Source organism: Pedobacter sp. AC464, assembly GCF_979253075.1.
Genome location: NZ_CEEDBV010000024.1, coordinates 1 through 239 on the forward strand (window position 1 = coordinate 1; position 239 = coordinate 239).

1 pseudogene is annotated in these 239 nt (G+C 46.4%); it reads right to left on the reverse strand.

The features are described 5' to 3' along the window. Window positions 1-239 (reverse strand): annotated as a pseudogene (locus tag AC0IWT_RS20040) (FAD binding domain-containing protein); the annotation flags it as partial.

Below are 239 nucleotides of genomic sequence, written 5' to 3' on the forward strand. Positions count from 1 at the left end.
CCTTTCCAAAGTTTTCCGCAGTTGCTCCTTTTCCATTAAGAAAATTTTCTGCGGCAACGCTTCGCCAGGGCTTGTGTGCAACGCCACCGAGTGCACTTCTGGCATCCACAATTGTATCACCATCGAGTTGCAAAGCTGTTGCTACTGAAACTAAGGCAAAGGCAGAAGAATGTCTGTCGCGAAGCTGTATGTAGGAATATTGAGTTGCTAAGTTATTGTCGGGTAAAGCAATCGCGGTA